Below are 22,362 nucleotides of genomic sequence, written 5' to 3' on the forward strand. Positions count from 1 at the left end.
CGGGGGCCGCGCATGATATCGTCGACATGGCGAGACGAAGGTCTCGACGAATGGGAAGCCGCACTCGAGCAATCCGATGGCCGTCCGTGGATCGCCATGCTGGCGGGGGCCGGCGCGATCCTGCTGATCGCGATCGTCGCGATCAACCTGTCGCCGGTCGACATATCGACGCATAGCGCGGGCGCGCTCGCGGTAGCGACGATATTGGCGGCACTGGTCTGGGGCGGCGCCTGGTTCCTGACGCTCCGCCACGCCACGACGGGCTGGAAAATCGGCGTAGCGGCGGTCCTATGGGGCATCGCCCTGCTCACCGTTGCCGCCGCGATCGCCTTTGACACGATCGCGCTGCGGATGGACGCCGCCAACGTCCGGCGAATCCGTATCGACGAGACCGGCGAGCCCCGCCTGCCACCGGGCATGGCGGTCGGCCCGATCACGCGGACGATGTTCGATTTCCTCCGCGACATGACCTCCGAACGGCACCAGCGCGAGGCGATGTTCCAGGTGATGGGCATGGATCGGCTGCACGACGCCTATATGGTCAGCAACACGCCGGCGATGCTCAAGGATTGCGCGAGATTTGTTCGGGTTGAACCGAAAATCGACCAGTCGGATCGCCGCGTGACCGCGGCGATCGCGCGGGTCCACACGCGGCTGGGCGAGATCGTCAAGGACGAGGCGACCCGGCGCGAGTTGATCAAGGCGTTCGACAAGGGACTGGACAGCAATCTGGCCAATTCGCGCCGGTCGAGCGAATTGCAGCGCCAGCAACTCGAGATCGGCGGCCGGTTGTGCACGTTCCTCGCGACGCATCGCTGGAAAGCGGTCGGCGGCCAGTTCATGTTCTACAATCAGGGCGATGTCGGCACGTTCAACCGAACGATCACCGATTGGAACGATGCGGTCAGGGAGCAAACCGCATTGGTCGCCAACGCGCGCCGCAAGATGACCGAGACCGGATTGCTCGACAGCCGGTCGCGCTTCTGACCGGCGCCTCAGGGCGCGGAGTCGCCGCCATCCTTGTCCGCCGGGGGCGAGCCGTTGCCGGTGGCGTCGCCGCGCGACCAACCTCTGCCGCCTCTCCGCTTGCCCTTGCCGCCGAACTGGCCCGCCGCCGGCGCGCTCAATTTGGGAAGTTCGGCGCGGGTGAGTTTGCCGTCATGCTTGGTGTCGAGCATCGCGAAGCGATCCGCCGCGGCGTCACGGAACTCCTTGGGATCGACCCCACGGTTGAAATTGGTGTCGGCAACGGTGACCGGCTCGGGATAATCGAAGAACGAGAAGCGCGCCGCACCGCGTTTGACGTCGGAATAACGTGGCTGCGCGTCGCTGCTGGTCGATTGGGCGTCGCCGCCACCACCGCCACCGCCCATGCGACCGCCGCCGCGGCCTCCACCCCCACCACCGCCGCCGCCGCCATGTCGGCCGCCACCGCCGCGACGCGCACCGCCACTCGGCCGGCCGGCGGCCATGCCGCCTTCACCGCCGGTACGGATTTCGGGGGCGAGCACGGTCTCGTAATAGTCGATATCGTCGGGATCGATCTCGCCGTCATGCCCGCGATCGAGCCGCAGGAAGAAGCGGTCCGCATCGGCGGTGAACTCGGCGAGCGTCACCACGCCGTCATGATTGGTGTCGGCGCCGTCGAACCACATTCCCACAGGATCGGGGCCGCGAAACGGCTCGCCCATCGGGCTGATGAACAGCCGGCCGCGCGGGCTGTCCTGCGGGGCGGCGGCAGGCTTGTCGTCGTCGGGCAGCTTACCGGCCAAAGGCGGTATCGGTGGCACCGCCTGCCCGCCCGCCATCAACATCAATCCCAACCAGAAACCCATCGCCGATACTCCGCCCCAACGCTCAAGGGCAGGACGCTAGGCGCGCTTTGTCGCACAACTATGTCGGGCCGCAACGGCCGCGCTGGCGCCGGCGCAGCTGGTCAGTCGGCGAACAGCAGGACCGGCGTCTCGAGATATTTGCGCACCGCCTGGACGTAGCTCGCCGCATCCCAGCCATCGACGACACGATGGTCGCAGCTGATCGACAGGTTCATCAGCTTGGCACGGACGATGTCGTCGCCACGGAATACCGGGCGCTCGACGATCTTGTTGGGGCCGATGATCGCCACTTCGGGCCGGTTGATCACCGGCGTCGTCGCGATGCCGCCCAACGGCCCGAGCGAGGTCACGGTGATCGTGCCGCCGCCCATTTCGTCAGGCTTGAGCTTGTTGGCGCGCGCGGCCTCGGCCAGCCGCGTGATCTCGGTCGCGAGCTGCCACACGTTCCTGTCCTGCGCATCGCGGATGACGGGAACGGTGAGCCCGGCATCGGTTTGCGTCGCCATGCCGAGATGGACCCGGCCCGAGCGCGTCACCACGCCGGCTTCGTCGTCGTAGCGCGCATTGAGCATCGGGAAATCGGGTAGGGTGCGGCAAATGGCGACGATCAGGAACGGCAGCATGGTGAGCTTGGGCCGCCCCCCGCGATTGGCGTTGAGGTCGGCGCGCATGTCCTCGAGCGCGGTCACGTCGATCTCGTCGACATACGTGAAATGCGGGATGTTGCGCTTGGCCGCCTGCATGTTCTCGGCAATGCGGCGGCGCATGCCGATGACCTTGATCACCTCGTCCTCGCGCGCGCGGCTCGCGTGCGGGGCATGATAGCCCTGGCCAGAGCCGTAGCGCAGGAAGGCGTCGAGATCGGCGTGGCGGATGCGGTCGCCGTCGGTTTTGACTTGGCTTAGGTCGACGCCGAGGTCTTTGGCGCGCTGGCGGACCGCGGGGGTGGCTAGGACGGGAGTCCCCCTCCCGCTTGCGAGGTCAGGGTCGGTCAGGCCCCCGGCCTGACCTGGACGATGCGGGGCATCGTCCACCCTGACCTGGGTTAGGGGAGGGCTTGTTTCTTCGGCGGCGGGACTGGCGACATGCCCTTCCCCGGCCACTCCCGCAGGCGGTAGGGGAGATTCGGCTTCATACGCCGGGGTCTTGCCTTCGGCATCGGCTGCGCCGGGCGTCTCCGCCTCGATCTCCTCCGCGACCTCCTCGACCTTCGTCTCAGGCTCGGCGCTCGCCTCGCCCGCAGTCTCGATCACCACAAGGGTCGAGCCGATCGGGATCTGATCCCCGACCTCGCCCGCCAAGGACACGACGGTTCCCGAGACCGGGCTTTCCATCTCGACCGTCGCCTTGTCGGTCATCATGTCGGCGAGCTGCTGGTCTTCCTCGACCGCATCGCCAACCTTGACGTGCCAGGCGACGATCTCGGCTTCTGCGATGCCTTCACCGATGTCGGGCAAGCGAAATTCAAACCGGGCCATGCGGATCAGTCCTTCATGATCTTTTTGAGCGCCTGTCCGATACGGACCGGGCCGGGGAAATAGGCCCATTCGAGGCTGTGGGGGTAAGGCGTGTCGAACCCGGTGACGCGTTCGATCGGTGCCTCGAGATGGTAGAAACAACGTTCCTGGACCAGCGCCGACAATTCGGCGCCGAAGCCCGAGGTGCGCGTCGCTTCGTGGACGATCATGCAGCGGCCGGTCTTCTTGACCGACTCCTCGATCGCCTCGATGTCGAGCGGGACCAGCGTGCGCAAATCGAGAATCTCGGCGTCCACGCCGGCTTCCTCGATCACGGCCCGGCAAACATGGACCATCGTGCCGTAGCAGAGGATCGTCAGCGCCTCGCCGGCGCGGACGACGTTCGCCTTGCCCAGCGGCACCTTGTAATAGCCCTCGGGCACTTCGCCGCCGGGATGTTTCGACCAATTCTCCGCCGGACGGTCCCAATGGCCGTTGAACGGGCCGTTATAGATACGCTTGGGCTCGAAGAAGATCGTTGGATCATTGTCCTCGATCGCCGCGATCAGCAGGCCCTTGGCGTCGTACGGCGTCGCCGGGATCACCGTCTTCACGCCCGAGACGTGGGTGAAAATGCCCTCGGGCGATTGCGAATGCGTCTGCCCGCCGAAGATGCCGCCGCCATAAGGTGAGCGGATCGTCATCGGCGCGATGAACTCGCCCGCCGAGCGATAGCGCAGCCGCGCCGCTTCCGACACGAGCTGGTCGAGCGCGGGATAGATATAGTCAGCGAACTGGATCTCCGGCACCGGGCGCAGGCCATAAGCGCCCATGCCGACCGCGACGCCGATGATGCCGCATTCGGTGATCGGCGTGTCGAACACGCGCGTCTTGCCGTGCTTCTTCTGCAGCCCGGCGGTCGCACGGAACACGCCGCCGAAATAGCCGACATCCTCGCCCATCACGATCACGCTGGGGTCGCGCGCCATCATCACGTCGAGCGCCGAGTTGATCGCCTGGATCATGTTCATGCGGGAGGTGGTGCCGGTATCGGCCGCGCCCGCTTCGGTTTCGATGACGTCGCTCACCAGACCAACTCCGTCACCCCAGCGAACGCTGGGGTCTCATGAAAATAGAGCGCGCGCTGGCGGCACGAGATCCCTGCTTTCGCAGGGATGACGGCGTTGCTGAAGGCAATCACTTGCGCGCCCATGGCCGCCCCGATGCTTCTTCTTCGCTCATCATCTGCTGCTGCTGCTCGCGCAGATGCCATGGCATTTCCTCGAACACGCCGTCGAACAAGGTATCGAGCGGCTGGTGCAGGCCGTGGCCGAGGATGCCGTTCTTCTCGGCCTCTTTTTGCGCGTCGCGCACCATTTCGGCGAGCTCCTTGTCCTGCGCGACATGGCGCTCCTCGTCCCATTCGCCGATCGCGATGAGATGGTCCTTGAGCCGCGTGACGGGATCGCCGAGCGGCCAGGCCGTCGGCTCGCCTGCCGAGCGATATTGCGTCGGGTCGTCCGAGGTCGAATGCCCTTCGGCACGATAGGTGAAATGCTCGATCAGGGTCGGGCCCTGGTTGGTCCGCGCGCGCTCCGCCGCCCAGGACATCGCGGCATAGACCGCGAGCGCGTCGTTGCCGTCGACGCGCAGGCCAGCAATGCCATAGCCGATCGCGCGCGCGGCGAAGGTGGTCGCTTCCGCCCCGGCGAATCCCGAGAACGAGCTGATCGCCCATTGATTATTGACGACGTTGAAGATGACCGGCGCGCGATAGACCGTCGCGAAGGTCAGCGCCGAATGGAAGTCGCCTTCCGCGGTCGACCCTTCGCCGCACCAGGTCGAGGCGATCCGCGTGTCGCCGCGCGACGCCGAGGCCATCGCCCAGCCGACCGCTTGCGGATATTGCGTGGTGAGATTGCCGGAGATCGAGAAGAAGCTGAACCGCCGCTCCGAATACATGATCGGCAGCTGCTTGCCCTGGAGCTTGTCGCCATTGTTCGAATAGATCTGGTTCATCATGTCGACCAGCGGACAACCGCGCGAGATCAGGATGCCTTGCTGACGATAGCTCGGGAAGCACATGTCGTCATCGGCGAGCGCGGCGGCGGCGCCGATCGACACCGCTTCCTCACCCAGGCTCTTCATGTAGAAGCTGGTCTTGCCCTGGCGCTGGGCGCGGAACATGCGCTCGTCGAACGCGCGGACCAATGCCATGTTGCGAAGCATGCGGCGCAGCGCGTCGGGCGAAAGCTTGGGGTCCCAGGGGCCGACCGCGCGATTGTCCTCATCGAGCACGCGGACCATGGTGTAAGCGAGGTCGGCGAAGTCCTGCGCCTTATCGGCGGTATCGGGACGCCGCACCGATCCGGCGGGGGGCACGTCGACTTCGCCGAAATCGACCGTGTCGCCGGGGCGGAATTTGGGTTCCGGCACGTGCAGCGACAGGGGCTTCAAATTGGCGCGCGGATGATCGCTGGCCATGCTCTCTCCAGGTTCGACTCACCAGCCGCAACGCTTGGGCGCGGGCTTTGGCGCGTTGTTATAAAATTTCAACGGACTTGGCGAGTCTTGCGTGGCGCGGGTCGATGGTCCGCTCGGCGACCAAGCTGTGCCGAGCGGATTAGATGCTCGTCACTAGTACAAACTACCGTCACCCCAGCGAAAGCTGGGGTCTCAAGCGGCATCGCGATACTGCATGGTGACGATCGTCCTCCGCCCAGATGCGCACCGTATCGCCTTTCTTGAGGAATGGCGTTTTGGCCGCGCCGGTCTGAATCGTCTCGACCGTGCGCACCTCGGCGAGGCACGAATAGCCGACCCCGCCATCGGCGATCGGTTTGCCCGGACCGCCATCCGCGTCGCGGTTGGAAACGGTGCCCGACCCGATGATCGTCCCCGCCCCGAGCCGACGCGTCTTCGCCGCGTGCGCGACCAGGGTACCGAAATCGAACGTCATGTCCTCGCCCGCCTCGGCACGGCCGAACGGCTGGCCGTTGAGGTCGACCATCAGCTTGCGGTGGAGTTTGCCGTCCTGCCACCAATCGCCGAGCGAGTCGGGCGTGACGAACACCGGGGAGAAGGCGCTGGCCGGTTTCGACTGGAAGAAGCCGAATCCCTTGGCGAGTTCGCCCGGGATGAGGTTACGCAGTGACACGTCGTTGGTCAGCCCGACCAGCAGGATCGCGTCGAGTGCCTGGTCGCGCGTCGCGCCCAGCGGCACGTCGCCGGTCACCACCACGACCTCGGCCTCGAGGTCGCAGCCCCAGGCTTCGTCGGCGAGCGGGATCGGATCGCGCGGGCCGAGAAAACCGTCCGAACCGCCCTGGTACATCAAGGGATCGTGCCAGAAGGTCTCCGGCATCTCGGCGTTTCGTGCCTGTCGAACCAATGCAACATGGTTCACATAGGCCGAGCCGTCCGCCCATTGGTAGGCGCGCGGCAGCGGCGAGGCAGCGTCGTGCTCGTGGAAGCGCTGGCGCGGGATGACTTCGTGATCGAGGTCGGTCTGGAGATTCTGCAGATCGGGCGACAGCCGATCCCAATCGTCGAGCGCGGCTTGCAAGGTCGGCGCGATATGCCCGGCATCGGCATACCAGGCGAGGTCGGTCGACACGACGACCAGTTTGCCGTCACGGCCGTGCTTGAGGCTGGCGAGTTTCATGCGCTCTCCTGAAAACTTTGCCCATCCTTACCCGTTCGCTTCGAGCGAAGTCGAGAAGCCTTTGCTCCCCTCAACGGTGTCTCGGCGTCGTTCGACACGAACGGCGACGGTTGACGCCCGCGTAAACTCCCCGCACCTTGCCCAAAAGGTTGCAGGAGAGGACGTATCATGCCCCCGGATTCGGTGCCCGGCCGCTTCGCCTATAACGAGGATCATGAGGCGTTCCGCCAGACCGTCCGTTCCTTCCTGCAGAAGGAAGGCGTGCCGCACGTCAACGAGTGGGAGCAGAACCGGCTGGTGCCGAAGGCCTTCTGGCGCAAGGCCGGCGAGATCGGGATGCTGTGCCCGACCGTTCCCGAGGCTTATGGCGGGCTGGGACTCGATTTCGGCTATAACGCGATCGTCGATGAGGAGATGTCCTATATCGGCGTTCCCGCCGGCTTCTCGCTGCAATCCGACATCGTGTGCGGCTATCTCGAAGCTTATGGTTCGGAGGAGCAGAAGGCGCAGTGGCTGCCGCGCCTCGTGTCGGGCGAGACGATCACCGCGATCGCGATGACCGAGCCGGGCACCGGCAGCGATCTCCAGGCGATCCGCACCTCGGCCAAGAAGGACGGCAACCATTATGTCGTCAACGGCAGCAAGACCTACATCACCAACGGCCAGAATGCCGACCTGGTGCTGGTCGTCGCCAAGACCGATCCCGACATCCAGCCCGCCTATAAGGGCATGTCGATCATCCTGATCGAGGCCGATCGCGAGGGATTCAAGCGCGGCCGCAAGCTCGACAAGATCGGCCAGGACGCCGCCGACACGTCGGAATTGTTCTTCGAGGACGTCCGCGTGCCGATGACCAATTGCCTGGGCGAGGAAGGCAAGGGCTTCATCTACCTGATGAGCCAGCTGCCGCAGGAGCGGCTGTCGATCGCGATCGGGACGCAGGCATCGGCGCAAAAGGCGTTCGACGAAACGGTCGAGTTCACCAAGACGCGCAAGGCGTTCGCCGGGATGGTGTTCGATTTCCAGAATACGCGCTTCGTGCTCGCCGACCTCAAGGCCAAGCTCCAGGTCGGCTGGGCGCATCTCGACTGGGCGATCCAGCGGCATCTCAAAGGCGAGCTGACCCCGACCGAAGGCGCGGCGGCGAAGCTGTGGCACACCGAGCTGCAATGGGAGGTCATGGACAAGTGCCTCCAGCTGCATGGCGGCGCCGGCTATATGAACGAATATCCGATCGCGCGGATGTGGCGCGCGGCACGGGTGTCGCGCATCTATGGCGGGACCAACGAGATCATGAAGGAGCTGATCGGGCGATCGCTGTAAGGCGACCGTCCGCGCTCCAAGGGTCGCGCGCCGCACCTCGACTTTCCCGAAAATCCCGCTCCGACCAGAACGGCGATTATTTCGCCCTGCCCTCTTGACGCTCCATACCCGATCTTCCAATCGCATTCCCAAGAAGCCGTAGCGTCAGGAAAGAAGCACGGTAACTGGGAGAGTCGGATGCCAGCCTTCCGTACCCGAGGTTCCGAGCAGTGACCGCTTGGACCTATGCCAATGTCTGGGAAGCGGTCGCCGCTGCGATCCCCGACGAGCCCGCAATCGTCCAGGGCGACCGCATCGTCAGCTTCGCCGCATTCGATGCCGCCGCCGATGCGCTCGCTGCGCACTTCCTTGCCGCCGGGCTGACGCATCAGTCGAAAGTCGCGGTCTACACGACCAATTGCCCCGAATATCTGATCGCCTGCTTCGCCGCGTTCAAGGCAGGGCTGGCGCCGTTCAACGTCAATTACCGCTACGGGCCCGAGGAGGTCCGCTATCTGCTCGACAATGGCGATGCCGAGGCGGTGGTGTTCGAGGCGGGGTTCGCGCCGTTGCTCGACCGCGTGCGCGGACAGATGCCAGGCATGAAGAGCTGGATCGCTGTCGCGCGCGCCGGTGAGGCGGTGCCCGATTGGGCGCAGGAGTTCGCCACGCTCGCGGCCGCCGTCCCCGCCCAGCGCCCGGTCGTCGCACCTTGGGGGCGTCATGACGAGGATCTGCTGCTGATCTTCACCGGCGGCACCACCGGCATGCCCAAAGCGGTGATGTGGCGGCAAGGCGACCTTTTCGCCAAGGGTGGCTACGGTGCGAATCCCCTGCTCGGCATCCCGCCGCTCGACCGACCCGAGGATGCCGGGCCGCGCGCACTCGCCACGCCGATCAAGCCGCGCTCGCTGATCGCGCCGCCACTGATGCACGCGACCGGGCTGATCGCCGCGTTCGGCGCGCTCGGCTTTGGCGGCACGGTGATCCTGCTGCCCCATGGCAAGTTCGATCCCGAGGCGATGTGGGATTCGGTCGAACAGTGGCGCGCGACGCGGATCACGATCGTCGGCCAGCCCTTCGCCCAACCGTTGCTCGAAGCGCTCGACGCCAATCCGGGCCGTTGGGACCTGTCATCGGTGTTCGTGATCGGCTCATCGGGCGCGATGTGGAACCGCGAGAACAAGCTCGGGCTGATCCGCCACATTCTCCAGGTCCAACTGATGGATAGCTATTCTTCGTCCGAGGCGTTCGGCATGGGCATCTCCACCACCAACGCCAGCGGCGAGATCGCCACGGCGAGCTTCGCGCTCGGCCCCGATTGCGCGATCTTCACCGAAGATGGACGGCGGATCGAGCCGGGCTCGGGCGAAAGCGGCCGGCTCGCGGTCGGCGGACATATCCCGCTCGGCTATTACAAGGACCCGGCCAAGACCGAATCGACCTTCCCGACCTATGAAGGCAAGCGCTGGTCGATGCCGGGCGACTGGGCGACGGTCGATGCCGATGGCATTGTCCGGATCCTCGGCCGCGGCTCGCAATGCATCAATACCGGCGGCGAGAAGGTTTTCCCTGAGGAAGTCGAGGAAGCGTTGAAACGCCACCCGGCGGTGCGCGACGCGGCGGTGACCGGCGTGCCCGATATCCGCTTCGGCGAGCGCATCGTCGCATTGGTCGAGCCGCATCCGGGCGCAGCGGCCGACGAGGGCGAGTTGCGCGACCATGTGAAGGGGCAACTCGCGATCTACAAGGCTCCGCGCCATGTGCTGGTGGTCGACAGCGTGGCCCGCGCGCCCAACGGCAAGCTCGATTACAAGGCGGTCAAGGAGCGCGCGCTGGCGGCATTTGGGACAACATCGGGCGAGATACAGGGGGCGGCGTGAGCATCAGGAACAAAGCCTATATTTCCGGCGCGTACGAACATCCCACACGCCTGGCGCCGGACAAGTCGGCGCCGCAGCTCCACGCCGAATGCACTGCCGGGGCGCTCGCCGATGCCGGGCTCAGCCTCAAAGATATCGACGGCTATTTCTGCGCGGGCGACGCGCCGGGTTTTGGCGGCATGTCGATGGTCGATTATCTCGGCCTCGACGTCCGCCATGTCGATTCGACCGAAACCGGCGGCTCGTCCTACATCCTCCATGTCAGCCACGCCGCGCAGGCGATCGCCGCGGGAAAATGCTCGGTTGCATTGATCACGCTCGCCGGGCGCCCGAGATCGGAGCCGTTCGGGCGTCAGCTGGGCAATGCCCCCGAAGCGCCGTTCGAAGGCTGGGTCGGACAATCGACCCACAATAGCTACGGCATGTGCGCGGCGCGCCACATGCACGAGTACGGCACCACGTCGGAACAGCTTGCCTGGATCAAGGTCGCCGCCAGCACCCACGCGCAACATAATCCGCATGCGATGCTGCGCGACGTCGTCACGGTCGAGGATGTGGTCAATTCGCCGATGATCTCGGACCCGCTCCACCGGCTCGATTGCTGCGTGGTATCGGACGGCGGTGGCGCCTTGCTGGTGGTGTCGCCCGAGGTGGCGAAGTCGCTCAAGCGACCGCTGGTCGCGGTGCGCGGCGCGGGCGAACATGTGAAGGGCCCGCGCGGCGGGATGAACCTCGACCTCACGACGTCGGCGGCGGCGGTGTCCGGGCCGGCAGCGTTTGCCGAAGCAGGCGTGACGCCGGCCGACATCCAATATGCCTCGATCTACGACAGCTTCACCATCACAGTGCTGATCCAGCTCGAGGATCTGGGTTTCTGCAAGAAAGGCGAAGGCGGCCGTTTCGTCGCCGACGGCAACCTCATCTCGGGCAGCGGCAGGTTGCCGTTCAACACCGATGGCGGCGGCCTGTGCAACAACCACCCGACCAATCGCGGCGGCATCACCAAGGTGATCGAGGCGGTGCGCCAATTGCGCGGCGAGGCGCATCCGGCGGTGCAGGTGCCCGATTGCGGTCTCGCCGTCGCCACCGGCATCGGCGGCGCGCTCGGTGCACGGCATGGCGCCGCGACCCTGATCCTGGAGCGGCAATGATGGAACCCCGCAAGATTCCCGCGCCCCAGCCCAATGTCGAGAACCAGCGCTTCTTCGACGCCGCGGCGCAAGGGAAGCTGCTGATCGGCCAGTGCGACGGCTGCGGCCAACCGCATTATTATCCGCGTGCTTTGTGTCCGTTCTGCCTGGCGGAAAGCCGCTGGGTGGAGAGTGCGGGGAAAGGCGCGATCTATTCGCTGTCGACCATGCGGCGCGGGGCCGGCGCGCCGTACACGCTGGCGTGGGTGACGCTGGACGAAGGACCGGCGGTGCTGACCAACATCGCGACCGAGGATCACGATGCGTTGAAGATCGGCCAGCGGGTGCGGGTGCAGTTCACGCCGACCGAGGGTGGCCCACCGGTCCCGATGTTCGCGCCTGACGTGGGGTAGTAACGGTGCCCCCTCTACTCCGTCATCCCGGCCTTGTGCCGGGATCCACCGTGCCGCAGGCTGAGTCCTCGCCCCTCAAGGTCAGCGCTCGCTGCATGGTGGATGCCGGGACAAGCCCGGCATGACGACAACGGAGGACGCAGCCGACCCCCGCTCTCCCGCCGAACGCGAAGCCGACTACGCCGCGTTCGTCGAAGCGAACCTGCGCCGCAACTACACCGCGCATTTCATCCACGGCATGCTCGGCATGACCGGGTTCCGGCTGATCTACGCGCCGACCTTCATCCCGACCTATATCCACCGCCTGACCGGCTCCGACGCCCTGGTCGGTCTCGGGACGGCGCTGCTCCAGTTCGGCGCAATCCTCTCGCCGATCTTCGCCGCCTCGCGGTTCGAAACCAAGCAGCGCATCCTGCCCTACGCCATCCGCACCGGCACGATGATGCGCATCATGATCCTTGGCCTCGCGCTCGCCGGCTGGTTCCTGCGCGGCGAGGCGCTGCTGCTCGTGACGCTCGGCCTGTTCTTCCTGCTCGGTGCATTCAACGGCACCCAGCGCGTCGCCTTCCAGATGCTGATGGCGAAAGTGATTCCGATCCATCGCCGCGGGCGGTTGCAGGCCTATCGCAACATCACCGGCGGCCTGATCGCGGCGGCTTTGTCCTATGTCGCCGGGCGCTGGCTGATCCAGAACGACGTGCTCGGCAATGGGTATGCCACCACCTTCTTCCTCGCCTTCGTGCTGACCAGCCTGGGGCTGACCGTGCTTCAGTTGCGCATGGTCGAGCCGATCCCGCCGGTGGTGCGCTCGCCGATGCGCTTCGTCGATCGGGTGAAGACCTTCCCGACCCTGCTCGAGGATCGCGGCTATCGCTGGTTCATCCTGGCCGAGGCGTGCTGCGTCTGCGCGCGGATCGGTGCGCCCTTCTACATCCTCTATGCCGGTAGCCAGCTCGGCTTGTCGGGGATCGTCATCGGCGAATTGTCGCTGGCCTATCTTGGCGCCGATACCGTCTCCAACCTCGCCTGGGGGCATCTCGGCGACCGCACCGGCTATCGATCGACCTTCACGCTGGCGGCGGCGCTGTGGGCGGGCGGGATCGCGCTGCTGCTGACGGTCCACCATCCCTGGGCGGTGTTCGCTTCCTTCTGTTGCCTCGGCGCGGGCAATTGCGGGTATCAGATGAGCCAGCAGACGATGGTGCTCGAATTCGGCGAGCGTGCCGATGTCGCGATGCGGCTCGCTCTGTCGACCACGATCGAGGGCACGATCTCGGCGATCGGCCCGCTGCTCGGTGGGCTGATGGCGTGGAAGCTCGGTTATCCGCCGGTGCTGTGGCTGTCGTTCGGGTTCCTGTGCCTCGCGGTCCTGCTGCTGATTTTTCGCGTGCGGGAACCTCGCCAGCGCAAGGTCGCGGCGATAGTGAGCGACGACCTTCTCCTTCCCGAAAGCGAATCGGCATGACGCTCCCGACCCGACAGATCGGCCCCCTTACCGTCTCGGCGATCGGGCTCGGCTGCATGAATCTCAGCCATGCTTATGGTAGGCGACCGAGCGATGAAGAGGGGACGGCGCTGCTCAACCGCGCGCTCGATCTCGGCGTCACCTTGCTCGATACCGCGGCGCTTTACGGCCTGGGCGCCAACGAGCGGCTGGTCGGCAAGGCAGTGATGCATCGCCGCGCCGAATTCACGCTGGCCTCGAAATGCGTGCTCGACGCGGTCGACGGTAAGCGCGTGCTCGACGGCCGCCCCGAATCGATCCGCCGCACGCTCGAGGGGGCGTTGGAACGGCTCGGGACCGATAATATCGATCTCTATTACCTCCACCGGCTCGACAAGAAAGTGCCGGTCGAGGAGTCGGTCGGCGAGCTCAAGCGCGCGGTCGAAGCAGGCAAGATCGGTGCGATCGGCCTCAGCGAAATGGGTGCCGCTACGATCCGCCGCGCGCACGCGGTCCATCCGGTGGCCGCGGTGCAGAGCGAATATTCGCCGATGGTCCGCAATCCCGACGTCGCCGTGCTCGACACCTGTCGCGAGCTCGGCATCGGCTTCGTCGCCTTCTCGCCGGTGGCGCGCGGCATGCTGGCGCGGGGTGTGCACGACGACAATTATGAAGCGGGCGACATCCGACTCCATATGCCGCGCTTCCTCGGCGACAATCTGCGGCACAACCTGACGGTGGTGGCGAAGTTCGACGCGCTGGCGGCCGATGCCGGAATGACATCGGCGCAACTCGCGCTCGGTTGGGTGCTGGCGCGCGGACCGCATATCGTCGCCATTCCCGGCACGCGCAGCCTCACGCATCTCGAAGAGAATGTCGGCGCCGCGACGGTCAATGTTTCCGACGATCTGGTGAAGGCGGTCGACGCCGTGTTCGACGGCACGATCCGCGGCCCGCGCTATCTCGCGCCGATGCAAGCGCAGATCGATACCGAGATCCTGCCTGGCGAGGAACTGGCCGCCTGAGCGATCGGGCTAGCCGATCAGCAGCACGACACCCAAGATGATCCCGGCCAGCGCAAAGCTGACCAGATGCATCGTCAGACCATAATTGCACTGGCTCTCCGACGCGTGGAAGCCATGCATCGCACCTCTCCCTGGCGCGCCTTTGCTCTGCTTCCGGCATGGGATCGCGCCTTCGGTATTTTTAACTCTTTTCGCGCGCTTTGGCCAGTTTGACGTCGGTCGGCGAAGTCAAGGAAAACGCTAAGCTTCGTCGCGCAGCCGTTCGTGGTGGCGGATGACTTCGTCGATGATGAAGCGCAGGAACTTCTCCGAGAATTCGGGGTCGAGACGCGCTTCCTCGGCCAAATGCCGCAGCCGCGCTATCTGGCGTTCCTCGCGGCTCGGATCGGCCGGCGGCAGGCCGGCCTGCGCCTTGTAGCGGCCAACCGCCTGGGTCACCTTGAACCGCTCGGCGAGCATGTGGATCAGCGCAGCATCGATATTGTCGATGCTGCTGCGATAGGCGTCCAGCACGTCGTCGCTCATCTAGCGGCTCCCTCGATTCGTGGCGGCCTTCTGCGCATCCGTGCCGGGATGCGCAACCCGTGCTTGCCTTCCGCGCCCCTCTCGGCCAGAGGCTCCGCTGAGATGAGCGCCACGATCTATCGCCTCGATCCGACCCGGCCGCAGCCCAGCCTCGAGCCGATGATGCAACTCGTCGCGTCGGACATGAACATGGTCAATGCGGTGATCCTGGACCGCATGCAGTCGGACATTCCGCTGATCCCCGAGCTTGCCGGCCATCTGATCGCGGGCGGCGGCAAGCGCATGCGCCCGATGCTGACGCTCGCGAGCGCGCGATTGCTCGGCTATACCGGCAACCGCCACCATCGCCTGGCGGCGGCGGTCGAGTTCATTCACACCGCGACCCTGCTCCACGACGACGTGGTCGATGGCAGCGACCTGCGCCGCGGCAAGCGCACGGCGAATTTGATCTGGGGCAATCCCGCGTCGATCCTGGTCGGCGACTTCCTGTTCAGCCGCGCGTTCGAATTGATGGTTGAGGACGGCAGCCTCAAGGTGCTCAAGATCCTGAGCAACGCCAGCGCCGTGATCGCGGAAGGCGAGGTCGATCAATTGACTGCCGCGCGCCGCGTCGACCTGGGTGAGGAACGCTATCTCGATATCATCGGCGCCAAGACCGCCGCCTTGTTCGCTGCCGCCTGCCGGATCGCCGCAGTGGTCGCCGAACGGCCCGAAAGCGAGGAGCAGGCGCTCGACGCGTTCGGCCGCAACCTCGGCGTCGCGTTCCAGCTCGTCGACGATGCGATCGATTACGTGTCCGACGCCGGGACGATGGGCAAGGATACCGGCGACGATTTCCGTGAAGGCAAGGTCACCCTGCCGGTGATCCTGGCCTATGCGCGCGGCAATGAAGAGGACCGCAAGTTCTGGAAGGACGCGATCCTGGGCCATCGCGCCTCAGACGAGGATTTCGCGCATGCGGTCGAGTTGGTCCGCACGACGCGCGCGATCGACGACACGCTGGCGCGGGCGCGCCATTACGGCCAGCGCGCGATCGATGCGATCGCCGGCTTCTCCTCCGGCCAGGCGCGCGATGCGATGACCGAAGCGGTCGAATTCGCGGTGGCGAGAGCGTATTAAAGGGAGGATGTCCGCCCAAAGGCGGACGTGCCAGCGTCAACCGGCGTCGGGGTCGTTCGCGGCCCTTGCTGCCTTGCATAGAGCGAGCAAGGCGCGCCGGATCGACGGCCCCGCCAGATGCGGTTGAACCGACGGATATCGCTCGGCCGTCAACACGCGCCGAATATCATCGACCGTGGCGCAACTGCCCGACCGCGCCAGTTCAAACGCGCGCTCGACGGTCGATAACTGCTCCCCGGACCGGTCGTTCACGCGTCGGCGCGGCCGCGATCGGGAGATTCGCTCGGGTCGAGAGCGTCATTGGCCGGGATGAGGTTGAAATTGCGGTGCGGAAACGTCCCGGCGGCGAGCAGCTTGCCATAAGCCCGTGCGAGCCCGGCATGCGCCAGGCGCGATGAGGAACAGCCGGCTTTGCGAGCCATCATCAGCGAGATCTGCTCGCGGTGCAGAAGGTAATTGGTGTCCAAAGGGCACGCCTCGTCAGCAGGCGAAAGCGCAAGCGCTCACGGTCACAAGATGCCTGCGAAATCGGTCAGGTGATGATTTCTAATAGCACACTTTGCCGGCCGCCTCGCATCAATTCGCCGATCTATGCGGCAACAGACAGTGTCGGGGCGAAATACATGGCTTTTCGGCGGTATACAACCTAAAGGCTCCCTATCGCGCTGCCCGCCCCAGCATCGGCGCGACTGAGAGAGGTTCGTGCTCCCGCTAATCCAAGGAGAGCAAACCGATGATGCCGACTATTCCCGCTACCAATGGCCATGACAGCTGGAGCAATCCGGGTCCCGGTCGCGCGATCAACGTCTCGCTCGATCGCGCCGCGGTCGAAGCTCTGTGCGTGAAGCATCAGACCAAGATCAGCGCGATCGAAAAGCTGCCCAAGGGCGGGACGCGCGTCGTGATGATGAATGGCGACGATGCCGAGGCGATGCGCCGCGTGTTCGGCAACAAGATCCTGACCGGCACGGTGACGCGCGAGCATTGGGCGCGCGTGGTGCGGTGAACCCTGGCGGTATACGCGCCGCCACCATCGTACCGTGCAACCGATCGAGGAGAAATGACGTGGCAAAAGGCCAGCGCAAGAGCAACAAGGAAGTCCGCAAGCCCAAGAAGCCGGAGCCGCCCAAGCTCAACGCTTCCAACCCGACGGCGAAAGGCACGCCGGTCAAGCAGCCTGTCTGATCGGTTTTAGATATCCGGTACCGAGTTCCGGGTCAGCAATCGGTCCCACAATCGGCATCGGCGGCGCGCTCGACCTGGATCGTCGTGTGCGCGATGCCGAACCGCTTCTGCAGCATCGCCGCGGCATTGCCCAGGAATGCCGGCCCGGTTTCCTCGGTCATCACCAAATGCGCGGTCAGCACCGTCTCGGTGGTCGACATCGGCCAGATATGGAGGTCGTGCGTCGCGCTGACGCCGGGCATCGCCGCGAGTGCGGCCTTGACCTCGTCATAGTCGATCCCGCGCGGCACCGCGTTCAGCGACATCTCGATCGTCTCGCGGAGCAGGCCCCAGGTTTGCCAGAAGATGATCGCCGACACGATGATCGATACCACCGGGTCGATCCATTCCACGCCGGTGAACCAGATCACGACGCCGGCCAGCATCACCCCGGCCGAAACCGTCGCGTCGGCCGCCATGTGCAGATAGGCGCCGCGCAGGTTGATGTCCGATTTCTGCCCGCGCGCGAACAGCCAGGCGGACGCCGCGTTGACCAGGATCCCGGCGGCGGCGACCACCACGACGACCGCGCCCTTGACCGGCGCGGGATCGCCGATCCGCGTCACCGCTTCGAATACGACCGCGCCCATCGCCATCATCAGCAGCAATGCGTTGATCAACGCGGCCAGGATGGTCGACGCCTTGAGCCCGTAAGTGAAGCGCTTCGACGGACCGCGCCGCGCCAGCGTGGCGCCGCCCCAGGCGACGCATAGCCCGAACACGTCGGACAGATTGTGCCCGGCGTCCGCCATCAGCGCGACCGAATGGGCAACGAAGCCGAAACCGAATTCGACGACGACGAACAGGATATTGAGCGTGATGCCGATCGCGAAGGCGCGATCGAAGGTCAGCGGGCCGTGATTGTGGCCGCCATGGCCGTGCCCATGACCATGTTTGTGGCCGTGTCCATGTTTGTGGCCGTGTCCATGTTTGTGGCCGTGTCCATGTTTGTGGCCATGACCGTGCTTATGGTCGTGCGCGTGATCATGCTCATGATCGTGCGCGTGGTCGTGGCTATGGTCGTGCATGCTGGACCTGCCTAGCACTGCAATTGGGGGAGATACTAGGACACTGGGCTGTCATCAGTGGAAAGTTTCTGCCACGTGTCGCGATCGCCGATGCAACCGCCCAGCCTTCCCGTCGAAACCGTCCTTCCGCAGTTGCTCGCGGCACTGGACGCCGAGCCCAATGCGGTGCTGGTCGCGCCGCCCGGTGCGGGCAAGACCACCGCGGTCGCGCCCGCGCTGCTCGGCCAAAATTGGTGCGGCGGCGAAATCCTGCTGCTCAGCCCGCGCCGGATCGCGGCGCGCGCCGCGGCCGAACGGATGGCGATGCTGGCGGGCGAGCCGGTCGGCAAGACGTTCGGCTATGCGACGCGGATGGACAGCAAGCGCTCCGCCGCGACCCGCGTGACAGTAGTGACCGAAGGCATTTTCGTCGCGCGGATCCAGGCCGATCCCGAACTCGCCGGTATCTCGGCAGTGCTGTTCGACGAGGTCCACGAACGCAATCTCGACAGCGATTTCGGCCTCGCCCTGGCGCTCGACGCGCAAGGGTCGCTGCGCCCCGACCTCCGGCTTGTCGCCATGTCGGCGACGCTCGACGGCACGCGCTTCGCCAAGCTGCTCGGCGACGCGCCGGTGATCGAGAGCGAAGGCCGCAGTCACACGCTCGACCTCCGCTATCTCGGCCGTCGCGGCGAGGCACGGATCGAGGACGAGGTCACCGCCGCGATCCGGCTGGCGCTGCGCGAAGAACAAGGCGGCGTGCTCGCCTTCCTGCCCGGCGTCGCCGAAATCGAGCGTGCCGCCGAGCGGCTCGGCGACCTCCCCGGAGTGCGCCTCCATCGCCTTCACGGAACGATCGCGCCAGCGGACCAGCGCGCGGCGATCGCCGGCGAGCCCGACGGCATGCGAAAGCTCGTGCTGGCGACCAGCATCGCCGAAACCAGCCTGACGCTCGACGGCATCCGGGTGGTGGTCGATTCGGGGCTCGCGCGCCGCCCGCGCTACGATCGCGCGGCGGGGATGACGCGGCTGGTCACCGAACGTGCCAGCCAGGCCGCCGCGACCCAGCGCGCCGGGCGAGCGGCGCGGCAAGGACCGGGTGTCGCTTATCGGTTGTGGGAAGAAGCGGCGACGGCAGGGTTGCCGCGCTTCGACCCGCCCGAAATCCTCGAAGCCGATCTATCAGGGCTGGTGCTCGATTGCGCGATCTGGGGAGTCGCCGATCCGCGCACGCTGGCATGGCTCGATCCACCACCCGAAGCCGCGGTGGCGGAAGGACGCGCACGGTTGGCAACGCTCGAGGCGCTCGACGCCGATAGCCGGCCGACCGCGCACGGCCGCGCGATCGCGAAGCTGCCGATGCCGCCGCGGCTTGCGCATATGCTGGTGCGGGCGGGAGAGATGGGGCTGGCAACGGAAGCGGCCGAAGTTGCGGTGTTGTTGGGAGAGCGCGGATTGGGTGGTCCGGGGACTGATCTCGAAACCCGCGCCCGCAGATTCCGCACCGAACGCGGCCGGCGTGCTGAGAGTGCAAGGCGGCTGGCTGAGCGGTGGGCCAATATTCCCCTCCCACTTGCGGGAGGGGCCAGGGGAGGGCCTGTCGAAAACGGTGGGAAGAACGCGACACGCCCTCTCCCGACCCCTTCCGCAAGCGGGAGGGGGGAAGTGCAGGGAGAAGAGATTGCCATCGCCATCGCCATCGCCCTCGCCTTCCCCGACCGCGTTTCCCGGCGCCGCGACGCTTCCGGCGAACGTTGGGCCTCGGTCGGCGGCCGAGGGTTCAAGCTCGATGCGGCCGACTCCCTCGCCACCGCGCAATGGCTCGCCGTCGCGGAGACACAGGGTATCGCGGCCGGCGCGCGCATCCTGTCGGCGGCAGCGATCGATCAGGCGACGGTCGAAGCCTTGTTCGCCGACAAGATCGAAACGCGCCGCACATTCGCGTTCGATCCCGCGACCGGCGGCGTCGAAGCCGTGCGCGAACGTCGCCTGGGCGCGATCGCTTTGTCGCGCGGGCCCGATACCAACGCCGATCCGGTCGCGATCGCGGCCGCGTTGATCGAGGGCGTCCGCGACCATGGCCTGCACTTGCTGCCCTGGGGCGAGGCGTCTGCCGCACTGCGCGACCGCGCGACGTTCGCCGCCGCACATGGCTGGGACGGCGCGCTCGACGACGAGACGCTCGCCGCCCGGCTCGACGATTGGCTCGCCTCGTTGCTCGACAGCAAGCGCCGCCTGTCGCAGCTCTCCGACGCAGATCTCACCGAGGCGCTGCGCAATCTCGCCGGCTGGGACGCTATGCGCGCGCTCGACCGTATCGCCCCCGCCCGGCTCGACACGCCGGCGGGATCGAGTCACGCGATCGATTATGCCGCCGAAGCCGGCCCAACTGTCGAGCTCCGCCCCCAGGCCCTGTTCGGGCTTGCGGTGCATCCGACCATCGCCAATGGCGTGCCGCTCGTGCTCAGCCTGACCTCCCCGGCTGGTCGCCCGATCCAGACGACGCGCGATCTGCCCGGTTTCTGGGCCGGAAGCTGGTCCGCGGTCGCCAAGGAAATGCGCGGGCGCTATCCCAAACATCCCTGGCCCGACGACCCCGCCGCCGCAAACCCGACACTCCGAACCAAAAAAGCCGATGCAAGGTTCGGAAAGTCAGGATAAGGGAAAGATCATGCCAACCGCCCGTATCTATCAGCGTCCCAAGAACGCGATGCAGTCCGGACGTTACCGGACCGATCGCTGGATTCTCGAATTCGAACCCGCCGAGGCCAAGCGCCCGGATCCGCTCACCGGCTGGGCCGGGTCGGGCGACACGCGCGAACAGGTCCGGCTGACCTTCGCCACCGCGGAAGCCGCGCAGGCCTATGCCGAGAAGGTCGGGCTTGCCTTCCACATCGTGCCGGCGCCCGCGCGCACGCTCAAGCTGCAGAGCTACGCCGACAACTTCCGATGAGCCTTCCCATTGCTACGCCCAAGGGCGTGGTGCGGCGCTGGATCGCGGCGTTCAATGCCGCCGATCCCGATGCGCTCGCCGCGCTCTATCATGACGACGCCATCAACCATCAGGTCGCGATCGGTCCGATCCAGGGCCGATCAGCGATCCGCGAGCGCTTCGCTAAAGAATTCGCCGCGGCGGCTATGGAATGCCTGCCGGTCAACCTGTTCGAGGACGGCGAATGGGCGATCCTCGAATGGAAGGATCCGCAGGATCGGCTCGGCTGCGGCTTCTTCCACGTGATCGACGGCCGCATCGCGCTTCAACGCGGCTATTGGGACAGCGCGACGTTTGCCACGCCGGTGAAAAAGACGGCCGCCAAGCCGAAGGCCTGACCGGGCGGCTTTACCCGTTCACGGGTTCGCGAGTTCGATCCAGACGGGCGCATGATCGCTCGTCTTCTCCCAACCCCGCACCCGCTTCTCGACCCGCGCATCAATTAGCCGCGGCGCCAGATCGGGGCTGAGCAGGATGTGATCGATCCTGAGGCCGGCGTCGCGTTCGAACGCGCCGCGAAAATACTTCCAGAAGGTATAGATGTGCTCGCCGGGGCGGCGCGACCGAAGCGCGTCGGTCCAGCCTTGTTCCAATAAGCCAGCATAAGCCCGTCTGACCTCGGGCGCGAACAGCGCGTCGTCGAGCCATCTTTCGGGTTTGTAGACGTCGAGCTCGGTCGGCATGACGTTGAAGTCGCCGGCGATGACGACCGGCACGCCAGCGTCGCGCAGCGACTGCGCATGCCGCGTCAGCCGCTCGAACCAGCGAAGCTTGAACTCGAACTTGGGTCCGGGCCGCGGGTTGCCGTTGGGCAGATAGAGGCAGGCGACGATGACGCCGTTGATCGCGGCCTCGAGATAGCGGCTCTGATCGTCCGCGCGGTCGCCGGGCAACCCGCGACGGGTTTCGTGGATCTCGCCCACTCGGCTGAGGATCGCGACGCCGTTCCAGCTTTTCTGGCCGTGCCAGATCGCGGTGTAACCCAAGTCGTTCAACGCCGTTTCCGGGAAACGCTCGTCCGGCGCCTTCAATTCCTGGAGGCAAACCACGTCCGGAAGGTCCTCGGACAGCCAGCGCTGGAGGACGGGGAGGCGCCCATTGACGCCGTTCACATTGTAGGTCGCGATCCGCATCAAGCCTCGCGCGCCTTCGACCCCATCACGATCGCCACGAAATTGTCGAGCGGCGTGAGGTTCGAGAAGGTCCGCCGCCTGGCGATGCGAATGCAGAGGATGCCATAAGGCAGCAGCAGCACCGCCCGGACGCAGAATTGCCATGTCGCGGCACTGCCGTCATCGGGCCCGATCAGAGCGGTCAGCCAATCCATCACTTCCTCCTTCCT

General features: G+C 66.0%; 22 protein-coding genes. 12 read left to right on the forward strand and 10 right to left on the reverse strand.

Annotation, left to right across the window (positions count from 1 at the left end):
- Positions 1–12: 12 nt before the first annotated feature.
- The gene (locus AC1DSD_RS17565; RefSeq protein WP_478031892.1) at positions 13–987 is read left to right on the forward strand and encodes a hypothetical protein; all 975 of its coding nucleotides are present in this window, start codon (positions 13–15) and stop codon (positions 985–987) included.
- An 8-nt stretch (positions 988–995) separates the two neighbouring features.
- Here the strand turns inward: AC1DSD_RS17565 and AC1DSD_RS17570 are convergent, their stop codons facing one another.
- From AC1DSD_RS17570 to AC1DSD_RS17590, 5 genes are all read right to left on the reverse strand, one after another.
- Entirely contained in the window at positions 996–1,835 is an 840-nt protein-coding gene (locus AC1DSD_RS17570) for an EF-hand domain-containing protein (protein ID WP_478031893.1), read from the reverse strand.
- Between the two features lie 101 nt (positions 1,836–1,936).
- Complete coding sequence (locus AC1DSD_RS17575; protein ID WP_478031895.1) at positions 1,937–3,313, reverse strand: dihydrolipoamide acetyltransferase family protein; 1,377 nt, start codon at positions 3,311–3,313, stop codon at positions 1,937–1,939.
- 5 nt (positions 3,314–3,318) lie between these two features.
- The gene (locus AC1DSD_RS17580) at positions 3,319–4,323 is read right to left on the reverse strand and encodes an alpha-ketoacid dehydrogenase subunit beta (protein WP_478032034.1); all 1,005 of its coding nucleotides are present in this window, start codon (positions 4,321–4,323) and stop codon (positions 3,319–3,321) included.
- Positions 4,324–4,489: 166 nt separating this feature from the next.
- On the reverse strand, positions 4,490–5,776 hold the full coding sequence (locus AC1DSD_RS17585) for a thiamine pyrophosphate-dependent enzyme (protein ID WP_478031896.1): 1,287 nt from the start codon (positions 5,774–5,776) through the stop codon (positions 4,490–4,492).
- Between the two features lie 169 nt (positions 5,777–5,945).
- Positions 5,946–6,956 carry a fumarylacetoacetate hydrolase family protein gene (locus tag AC1DSD_RS17590; RefSeq protein WP_478031898.1) on the reverse strand — a complete coding sequence of 337 codons (1,011 nt, stop codon included), beginning with the start codon at positions 6,954–6,956 and terminating at the stop codon, positions 5,946–5,948.
- Between the two features lie 168 nt (positions 6,957–7,124).
- On the opposite strand from AC1DSD_RS17590, the gene AC1DSD_RS17595 reads away from it, so the two are divergent.
- The 6 genes from AC1DSD_RS17595 (at position 7,125) to AC1DSD_RS17620 (ending at position 14,153) form a co-directional block, all read left to right on the forward strand.
- Positions 7,125–8,279 carry an acyl-CoA dehydrogenase family protein gene (locus AC1DSD_RS17595; protein ID WP_478031900.1) on the forward strand — a complete coding sequence of 385 codons (1,155 nt, stop codon included), beginning with the start codon at positions 7,125–7,127 and terminating at the stop codon, positions 8,277–8,279.
- Positions 8,280–8,488: 209 nt separating this feature from the next.
- Positions 8,489–10,141: an AMP-binding protein gene (locus AC1DSD_RS17600; RefSeq protein ID WP_478031902.1), complete on the forward strand. Its 1,653-nt coding sequence runs from the start codon at positions 8,489–8,491 to the stop codon at positions 10,139–10,141.
- Complete coding sequence (locus AC1DSD_RS17605; protein WP_478031903.1) at positions 10,138–11,292, forward strand: thiolase domain-containing protein; 1,155 nt, start codon at positions 10,138–10,140, stop codon at positions 11,290–11,292. Before AC1DSD_RS17600 ends, AC1DSD_RS17605 begins: the two co-directional genes overlap by 4 nt.
- A complete protein-coding gene (locus AC1DSD_RS17610) occupies positions 11,289–11,684 on the forward strand; it encodes a Zn-ribbon domain-containing OB-fold protein (protein ID WP_478031904.1) in 396 nt (131 codons plus the stop codon). The genes AC1DSD_RS17605 and AC1DSD_RS17610 overlap by 4 nt, the downstream gene beginning before the upstream one ends.
- Before the next feature lie 121 nt (positions 11,685–11,805).
- Positions 11,806–13,149, forward strand: coding sequence for an MFS transporter (locus tag AC1DSD_RS17615; RefSeq protein ID WP_478031906.1), 1,344 nt, complete (start codon positions 11,806–11,808; stop codon positions 13,147–13,149).
- Positions 13,146–14,153: an aldo/keto reductase gene (locus tag AC1DSD_RS17620; RefSeq protein WP_478031908.1), complete on the forward strand. Its 1,008-nt coding sequence runs from the start codon at positions 13,146–13,148 to the stop codon at positions 14,151–14,153. The genes AC1DSD_RS17615 and AC1DSD_RS17620 overlap by 4 nt, the downstream gene beginning before the upstream one ends.
- A 240-nt stretch (positions 14,154–14,393) precedes the next feature.
- Here AC1DSD_RS17620 and AC1DSD_RS17625 read toward each other — a convergent pair whose 3' ends face one another.
- Entirely contained in the window at positions 14,394–14,678 is a 285-nt protein-coding gene (locus tag AC1DSD_RS17625; RefSeq protein WP_478031909.1) for a chorismate mutase, read from the reverse strand.
- A 102-nt stretch (positions 14,679–14,780) separates the two neighbouring features.
- Between AC1DSD_RS17625 and AC1DSD_RS17630 the strand changes: the two genes are divergently transcribed.
- Positions 14,781–15,797, forward strand: coding sequence for a polyprenyl synthetase family protein (locus tag AC1DSD_RS17630; protein WP_478031910.1), 1,017 nt, complete (start codon positions 14,781–14,783; stop codon positions 15,795–15,797).
- Between the two features lie 248 nt (positions 15,798–16,045).
- On the opposite strand, the gene AC1DSD_RS17635 is transcribed toward AC1DSD_RS17630, so the two are convergent.
- A complete protein-coding gene (locus tag AC1DSD_RS17635) occupies positions 16,046–16,264 on the reverse strand; it encodes a hypothetical protein (protein WP_478031911.1) in 219 nt (72 codons plus the stop codon).
- Positions 16,265–16,530: 266 nt separating this feature from the next.
- Here AC1DSD_RS17635 and AC1DSD_RS17640 point away from each other — a divergent pair, with 266 nt between their 5' ends.
- Positions 16,531–16,803 (forward strand): hypothetical protein, encoded by a 273-nt coding sequence (locus tag AC1DSD_RS17640; RefSeq protein ID WP_478031912.1) that lies wholly within the window; start codon positions 16,531–16,533, stop codon positions 16,801–16,803.
- A 211-nt stretch (positions 16,804–17,014) separates the two neighbouring features.
- Here AC1DSD_RS17640 and AC1DSD_RS17645 read toward each other — a convergent pair whose 3' ends face one another.
- The gene (locus tag AC1DSD_RS17645) at positions 17,015–18,049 is read right to left on the reverse strand and encodes a cation diffusion facilitator family transporter (protein ID WP_478031914.1); all 1,035 of its coding nucleotides are present in this window, start codon (positions 18,047–18,049) and stop codon (positions 17,015–17,017) included.
- A gap of 90 nt (positions 18,050–18,139) precedes the next feature.
- On the opposite strand from AC1DSD_RS17645, the gene hrpB reads away from it, so the two are divergent.
- Genes hrpB through AC1DSD_RS17660 form a run of 3 tightly spaced genes read left to right on the forward strand, consistent with a single transcriptional unit; the run spans position 18,140 to position 21,358 of the window.
- Complete coding sequence (hrpB, locus tag AC1DSD_RS17650) at positions 18,140–20,689, forward strand: ATP-dependent helicase HrpB (protein ID WP_478031915.1); 2,550 nt, start codon at positions 18,140–18,142, stop codon at positions 20,687–20,689.
- 10 nt (positions 20,690–20,699) lie between these two features.
- Positions 20,700–20,981, forward strand: coding sequence for an NADH dehydrogenase ubiquinone Fe-S protein 4 (locus tag AC1DSD_RS17655; protein WP_478031917.1), 282 nt, complete (start codon positions 20,700–20,702; stop codon positions 20,979–20,981).
- Positions 20,978–21,358 carry a nuclear transport factor 2 family protein gene (locus tag AC1DSD_RS17660; RefSeq protein WP_478031918.1) on the forward strand — a complete coding sequence of 127 codons (381 nt, stop codon included), beginning with the start codon at positions 20,978–20,980 and terminating at the stop codon, positions 21,356–21,358. The genes AC1DSD_RS17655 and AC1DSD_RS17660 overlap by 4 nt, the downstream gene beginning before the upstream one ends.
- A gap of 18 nt (positions 21,359–21,376) precedes the next feature.
- Here AC1DSD_RS17660 and xth read toward each other — a convergent pair whose 3' ends face one another.
- The gene (gene xth / locus AC1DSD_RS17665) at positions 21,377–22,153 is read right to left on the reverse strand and encodes an exodeoxyribonuclease III (RefSeq protein ID WP_478031919.1); all 777 of its coding nucleotides are present in this window, start codon (positions 22,151–22,153) and stop codon (positions 21,377–21,379) included.
- Complete coding sequence (locus AC1DSD_RS17670) at positions 22,153–22,347, reverse strand: hypothetical protein (RefSeq protein WP_478031921.1); 195 nt, start codon at positions 22,345–22,347, stop codon at positions 22,153–22,155. The genes xth and AC1DSD_RS17670 overlap by 1 nt, the downstream gene beginning before the upstream one ends.
- Positions 22,348–22,362 lie beyond the last annotated feature (15 nt).

This window comes from Sphingomonas sp. P4_D12, assembly GCF_056401895.1.